The sequence below is a fragment of the Longimicrobium sp. genome, assembly GCF_036280135.1.
In the GTDB taxonomy this organism is placed as follows: domain Bacteria; phylum Gemmatimonadota; class Gemmatimonadetes; order Longimicrobiales; family Longimicrobiaceae; genus Longimicrobium.
Window position 1 is genome coordinate 1 of sequence record NZ_DASURI010000805.1, and the last position, 6236, is coordinate 6236.

A 6236-nucleotide genomic window follows, 5' to 3' on the forward strand; every position below is an offset into this window, starting at 1 on the left:
GGCCCTCACCCGGGTTCGCAAAGCTCACCCACCCTCTCCCGCAGACTGCGCGGGAGAGGGTGTATACTTCTACGGGGTGATTGCCCGGCGGCACGGGCTCGGCGATCACTGCCGTCGCACTTTCGCACTTTCGCACTTTCGCACCCCAAACGCGAGAGGGGCGGGCCCTGGCCGGGCCCGCCCCTCTCGTCCATCCACCGAAAGCGATCAGCCGTTCACGCGCACGGCCTGGCCGCCCCGCACGCGGCGGCAGCCCACGTTGCCGTTCACGTACAGCTGGCTGGCGCCGCTGGCCACGGCCGACGCGAGCGCCGGGCGGGGGAACTTGAGCTCCAGGTCCAGGTCGCCGTCGCCGTCCACGTCCACCAGCGCCGCGCGGTAGTCGCCGCCCTTGAGCGCCAGGTTGGCGCCCGCGCCGGTGCCGTCGCCCAGCGTGATGTTGGCCTCGTCCAGCTTGGACGGGTCAAAGCCGGGGACGTTGTACACCACCACCGGGAACACGCCGTTGCTCTTGCGGTTGAACGCGCCCGGCATGCTCACCGACAGCTGCGCCGGGTTCAGCGCGCGGCACACGTTGATGCGGCCCGCGCCAAAGATGTTGTCCGCGCCCGGGTCGCCCAGGTCGTCGGCCGTCTCCAGGATGCGTGCCAGCACCGCCTCGTCGTCGCCCACGCCCTGCGAGAACAGCAGCGCGGCCAGGCCCACCACCTGCGGCGTGGCCATGGACGTGCCGGCCTTGTACGCGTAGGTGTTGTCGGCGCTGTTGCTCAGCGACAGGATCAGGTTGAGCGGGAAGCCCGTGCCGCTGTCGCCGCCGGGGGCCGCGATGTCCACGCCGGGGCCGTAGTTGCTGTACGACGCGCGGCCGTCGGTCCAGGTGGTGGCGGCCACGGCGAAGCACTCGGGGAAGCGCGCCGGGAACGCGATCTGGAAGTAGTTGTCGTTGCCGGTGGCGCAGAACGGAAGCACGTTCTTGCTGCGGGCGTACTGCAGGGCCGCCTGCTGCAGGGACGAGCCCGACGTGGCCGTGGGAACGCCGCCCAGGCTCAGGTTGATGACGTTGGCGCCCTGGTCCGTGGCCCACACGATGGCGTCGGCCGTGGACGAGGTGGGGCAGGAGGTGCGCACCGAGTTGTCGGGGAACAGGTAGCGCTCGCAGGCCTTGGCGTTGATGATCTGGATGCCGGGGCCGTACGCCACGCCGCTGGCCGCCACGCCGCGGGCCGCCGCGATGCCGGCCACGTGCGTGCCGTGCGAGTCACGGTCCTCGGTCAGGGTGGCCGGGTAGCCCGTGGCGAAGTTGCGGGCGGCCACCACGCGGCCGGCCAGCTCCTGGTGCGTGTCGCGGATGCCCGTGTCGACGATGGCGATGCGGGCCGTGCCCGTGGGCGCCGGGCCCAGCGCGTCGTACGCCTCGACCCAGTCCATGTCGGCGTCGGCGGCGCCCGAGAGCGTCACCACGCCCGACAGGTTGATGCTGCCCGTGTTGTGCAGGTCCCACTTGCGCACCAGGAACTGGTCCTGGGGGTCGGCGCAGTTGCCCGTCTCGCACGGGATCAGGGCGATCATGAAGTCCGGCTCGGCGAACTCCACGCTCTCGTCCTGGGCCAGGCGCGCGGCCACGTCGGACTCGGTGCCGGGCGTGACGCTCAGCACCCAGGCGCGGGGCAGCAGCATGGCCGCCGACGGACGGGCGCCCATGCCCTCCACCATGCGGCGCACCTGGCCCTCGCGCTGCGCCAGCGGGTTGCGGACGTTGTCGGCGCCGGACTTGAAGCGCACGATGACGCGGCCGGGCAGGTAGGGCGCCACGTAGCTGGACGTGGAGCCGCCCTTGGGCGTTTCCTTTTCCTGCTCGAGAACCGTCGTGGGGGAGTCGAGGTCGGTACAGGCGCCCAGTACGAGGCTGGTGAGGGCGAGTGCGGCGAAACTGCGCTTCATGGGGGTTCCTCCAGGTGCTGCGGGCGGCGTGGGAGCGGATGCTCACGGCAACCGGGCGGTCTCGATGGGGGCCGAGATCCCTGGCTTTGCGGACCGGCCTCACGGCCGGGGTGCCTGTATCGTGGCGGAGAACAAATCGAGTGAGTCTGCCGAAAACAGAACGCAGCAGGCCGCGCTCCTGTCCCAAGCAGGAGATGCGGTCGCTCGCAATTCGTTTCCGGTCGCAGAAGATAAATGTCGAACGTCCGTTCGTCAACGCCCCGTGAGACCTGTCCGCGTAGCAGCAGCGAAACAGGGGCGCGTGCTGCATCGGTAAGCCTTGCATGCGTTTACCCGATCGCCCCTGTCACGCAGTCCGCCGCGCCCGCCGCGTCTCCCGCCCCGATCCGGGTCGCGCATCCTTTCCGCCATGCATCGTGGACATCCAGCCGAACAAACAACTGCTTATTCACGCAGAGGGAGCAGGGGCAGCAGAGGAGTTTCGTCGCGCGATGAAGTACTCTGCTGCCTCTGCTCCCTCTGCGTGAAAATGATTTTTGGCTTTTTCAGCCGGCCAGGGCAGGGCAGGGCACGCGGCGCGGGGGTGGACCAGGAGCACGGAAGGGACGGACGGATCGTGCAGCCGAAGGTAGAACCAGCCGATGCCCGCCAGCCCCAGCATCAGGTTGGGCGTCTCGCCGCCGCCGGGAACGCCGCAGGGCCAGGGCGCGCCCGTCGCCAGGTAGCGCTCCATCCCCATCCGCCCCACGCGCGCCGCCCGCTCCGCCTGCGACGCATCGCCCAGCACGCGCGCGGCCAGCAGGGGCAGCTCCGCGTTCCCCGCGTCGCCGTGGCAGAGCGAAAAGCCGAAGCCCGCGCCCGTGGCCACGGCGGCGTCCAGCGTGCGCGCCGTCGTCGCCAGGGCGGCCTCCGCTTCCATCCGCCGGTCCGCATCGCCCGTCAGCTCGTAGGCGCGCAGGCGCGACAGGCCGATGCCGGGCGCCCCGTGGCACCACGCCACGGCGTACGACACGGGCTGCGCCGCGGCCGCCGCCGGGTCGCCGAAGAGGCGGAAGTCCGGCCAGTTGCCGTGCTCCGGGCTGAACCAGCGCGCCTCGTAGCGAAACCCCTCGTCCGCCGCCGCGCGGAACCGCTCATCCCCCGTGGCCGCGGCCAGTTCCAGCAGCGCCAGGGCCACGCCCGCCGCGCCGTGCGAGTAGCCCGTCAGGGGGGCGCGCATGGGCGCGTCCATCGTGTGCCACGACCACCCGTCGTTCCCGCGGCGGGCGCCGTCCAGCAGGAACTCGCCGTGGCGGACGGCGTTCTCCATCAGCCCGTCGTCCCCGTGGCGGCGGGCCAGCTCCAGCAGCACGGGGATGGCCCCGGCGCTCCCCGAGATCACGTCGACCGCCAGCGGATGGGGATCGATGCCCCGCAGCTCCGCCGCCAGCCGGGCGGACTCCGCCCTCCACTCGTCTTCCCCCAGCGTGTCCGCCGCCTCCGCCAGCGCCCAGGCCATGCCCGTCCACCCGGCGTGGAGGGCGATGCGGAGCTCCGCGCCCACGCGGTCCTTTGCCCGGAGCGACTGGCGCAGGGCGCCGAGGGCCGCCGTGCGGAACGGCCGCTCGCCCGTGGCCGCGAAGAGCCGGGCCAGGAAGAGGCCGATGCCGGCCGTGCCGTCGTACAGCACGGGCGTCTGCGCGCGATGGACGACGGCGAGCTGGCCGTTGACGGCGTCCTGCGCGTCGCCCATCCAGTTGCACCGGTCGCCGTCCCACACGGCCTCGCGGCACAGGCGCGCGCCCAGGGACGCGGCCGCCCGCAGGAACGCCGGGTCAGGCATCCGCACCGTCCATCTCGTAGCGCGCCATCGATCCCGCGGCCAGCCAGGGCGCGTCCAGCGACACGCCCGCCCGATGGAGCGCGTCGCGCACCGCGGCCAGCCGCTCGCGCGTGCCGTGATGCCCCGCGCGCCACGCCGTCCACAGGCCCTCCGCCACCTGCCGGCACCGCTGCATCCCGAAGCTCTCGCCGTTGCCCGGGTCCTCCGCGACGGCCATCCCGCGCGCCATCCGCCGCGCGAACAGGGGCGTGTCCGCGCCCAGGTGCCCCGCGCAGGCGTGATGCACGTCCGCCACCAGCTCGCGCAGAAGGGGCCACGTGCGGCGGGCCACGTACAGCACGGCGCTGTCCGTCCGCGGGTAGAGCGTCCGCGAGGCCAGCACCTTGTAGCGAAAGGGCACGCCCCAGCGGTTCAGCGTCCCCGGGAGGGCGGCGGTGAGCGCGGGCGCGCCGGCCGGCGTCACGTTCCAGTAGACGCGCAGCAGGGCGGCATCGTCCTCCCCCGGCCCTTCGCCAAAGACGAAGTAGAAGCCCGGCTGCAGCGTGGCGCTCTCCCGCGGCCGCCACACGGTGATGCGCGCGCCGGGCCGCGGCGGCGTCCCCGGCGCGTCGGACGCCAGGAACTCGCCGGGCCACAGGAAGCGCGTGCGCCCGTAGCGCTCCGCCACGACGCGCCCCGTGCTGAGGGCCTGCGTGACCTGCCAGCCCGCCTCCCACCGCTCCGTGCCCGGGTTCGCTGCCGTGAGCGCGGGCACCAGGTCGTCCTCCGGGGCCGGCGCGGCGGCGGGCGTCGCGGGCCAGCCCAGGCGGCGGGCGTAGCACCGCGTGTACAGCGCCTCCGTCAGCAACGGAAGGAGCACGGCGCCGGACTCCGCGCCGGCGGCGTCCGCGGGGGTGGCGGGGGCGCGCTCCATCCGCTCCCCCGCCACGCGGACCGCCGTGGGGGAGAGGATCTCCACGGCGCGGATGAGGGGGAGCACGGCATCCGCGGCGGACGGGGCGGATGCGGACGGGGCGCGCTCGCGCAGGGCGGGGGCGCTCACGCCGGCACCGTGCGGGAGATGCCCAGGAGCGTGCGCACGGCTTCGTCCGGGCGAAGCAGGATGTTCATGGCCACCTGCATGATGCAGAGGATGTTGGCGTTCACCACGGGCACGTAGGCGGTGTGCTCCCACGCGGTCTGCAGCATCCGCGCGGCGGTGTAGAGGGCGCTGCGGCGCAGCCGGTCCGCCGCTTCGGCCTCGTCCGCGCCCAGGGTGCGCGCGTAGGCGTCCCAGAATGCGCGCAGGGCGGGCTGCATCCGCTCCAGCGGCACGGTGGCCAGGGAGGGCAGGCTTTCCGGCGGCGCCGTGTCCGCGGCCTGGATGGAGAGAATCCAGAAGCACAGGTACGCCTGGAAGATGGAGCCCACGTCCCAGCACGGGTCGCCGAAGTCCGCCATCTCCCAGTCCACGATGCGCATGCCCGGCGGGCCGCCTTCGGTCTCCGGCGGCAGCACCATGCAGTTTTCCCACTTGAGGTCGCCGTGGATGAGGGCGTCGCGGCGCCACCCGGCCATGATGCCGTCCAGCGCCTGCCCGTACTCCGGGTAGCGGGTAAGGATGCGGACGAGCTCCTGGTTGCCCGCGCTCACGGAGCGGACGTGCCCGGGATGGTGGTGCGTGACGTTCAGGATCCACGGGATGCCGCGGGGAAACGCGGACGCGCGCCCCGCGTCGCGCGCCTGGCTGCCCGCGTGGCGGTGATAGCTGCCCAGCATGGTGCCCACGCGCTCGGCGACGTCGGTCGGAAAGCTGCCGTGGCGCTGGTGGTGGTCGGCGAGGGACTCGTCGCTGGGCAGCAGCTCCAGGGCGAGCACGGCCCGCTGCGCGTCGTAGTCCACGAAGCGGGGCAGCAGCTCGCCCAAGGCGGCGAAGTCGGCATCGTCGCGGGCCAGCAGGTAGCAGGTGGCCTCGCGGCGGAGCGTCTCGGCGCTGTACGGCTCCCAGTCCTGCGGCTGCTTGATGAACAGCCCCGGCCGCCCCGTGCCGCGCCGCACGCGGAAGTTGCGGTTGCGGCGGCTGATGTCGGCGATCCACAGGTCGCCGTCCACCACCTCCGCCGGCGTGATGAGCCCCCGGTCGAGCAGGTACGGCGTGAGGGTGCGGGGGGAGAGGATCACGAGTGCGAAAGTGCGAAAGTGCGAAAGTGCGAAAGTGCGAAAGTAACTGACGTACGAAGGTACGAGGTACGAAGGTACGAGGTACGAAGGTACGGGGCGGATCGCCGGGCCGAGCTCGGGGGCGGACATTGCGCCCCCTCCGGGCTCGCAGAGCTCGCCCACCTCCCCCAAAACCCCTGGGGGAGGTTGGACTGCGTCGGTCCGCGTGAAGCCGGCCGGGGCCGCGGTTGCAGGCTGTCCCCTGTAACCTGTCCCCCTGTCCCCCGCCGTTCAGCAGTTGCAGGCTATTCCCTATTCCCTGTTCCCTATTCCC

Annotated in this window: 4 protein-coding genes and 1 riboswitch; all 4 genes read right to left on the reverse strand. The window is 72.6% G+C overall.

Annotated features, from left to right (window positions below; translation table 11 throughout):
• Nucleotides 1–207 precede the first annotated feature (207 nt).
• The 4 genes from VFZ20_RS26030 to VFZ20_RS26045 all read right to left on the reverse strand — a co-directional run bounded on the left by VFZ20_RS26030 (nucleotide 208) and on the right by VFZ20_RS26045 (nucleotide 5923).
• On the reverse strand, nucleotides 208–1941 hold the full coding sequence (locus tag VFZ20_RS26030; protein ID WP_329686888.1) for a S8 family serine peptidase: 1734 nt from the start codon (nucleotides 1939–1941) through the stop codon (nucleotides 208–210).
• A 43-nt stretch (nucleotides 1942–1984) separates the two neighbouring features.
• Nucleotides 1985–2066: riboswitch (cyclic di-GMP riboswitch) on the reverse strand.
• A 323-nt stretch (nucleotides 2067–2389) separates the two neighbouring features.
• The gene (locus VFZ20_RS26035; RefSeq protein ID WP_329686889.1) at nucleotides 2390–3763 is read right to left on the reverse strand and encodes a lanthionine synthetase LanC family protein; all 1374 of its coding nucleotides are present in this window, start codon (nucleotides 3761–3763) and stop codon (nucleotides 2390–2392) included.
• Nucleotides 3756–4805: a T3SS effector HopA1 family protein gene (locus VFZ20_RS26040; RefSeq protein ID WP_329686890.1), complete on the reverse strand. Its 1050-nt coding sequence runs from the start codon at nucleotides 4803–4805 to the stop codon at nucleotides 3756–3758. The genes VFZ20_RS26035 and VFZ20_RS26040 overlap by 8 nt, the downstream gene beginning before the upstream one ends.
• Entirely contained in the window at nucleotides 4802–5923 is a 1122-nt protein-coding gene (locus tag VFZ20_RS26045) for a phosphotransferase family protein (protein WP_329686891.1), read from the reverse strand. Before VFZ20_RS26045 ends, VFZ20_RS26040 begins: the two co-directional genes overlap by 4 nt.
• Nucleotides 5924–6236 lie beyond the last annotated feature (313 nt).

Excerpts from the sequence above, each read along its gene's own strand:
- VFZ20_RS26030 (WP_329686888.1), bottom strand. The coding sequence starts at position 1,941 with ATGAAGCGCAGTTTCGCCGCACTCGCCCTCACCAGCCTCGTACTGGGC.
- VFZ20_RS26035 (WP_329686889.1), bottom strand. The coding sequence starts at position 3,763 with ATGCCTGACCCGGCGTTCCTGCGGGCGGCCGCGTCCCTGGGCGCGCGC.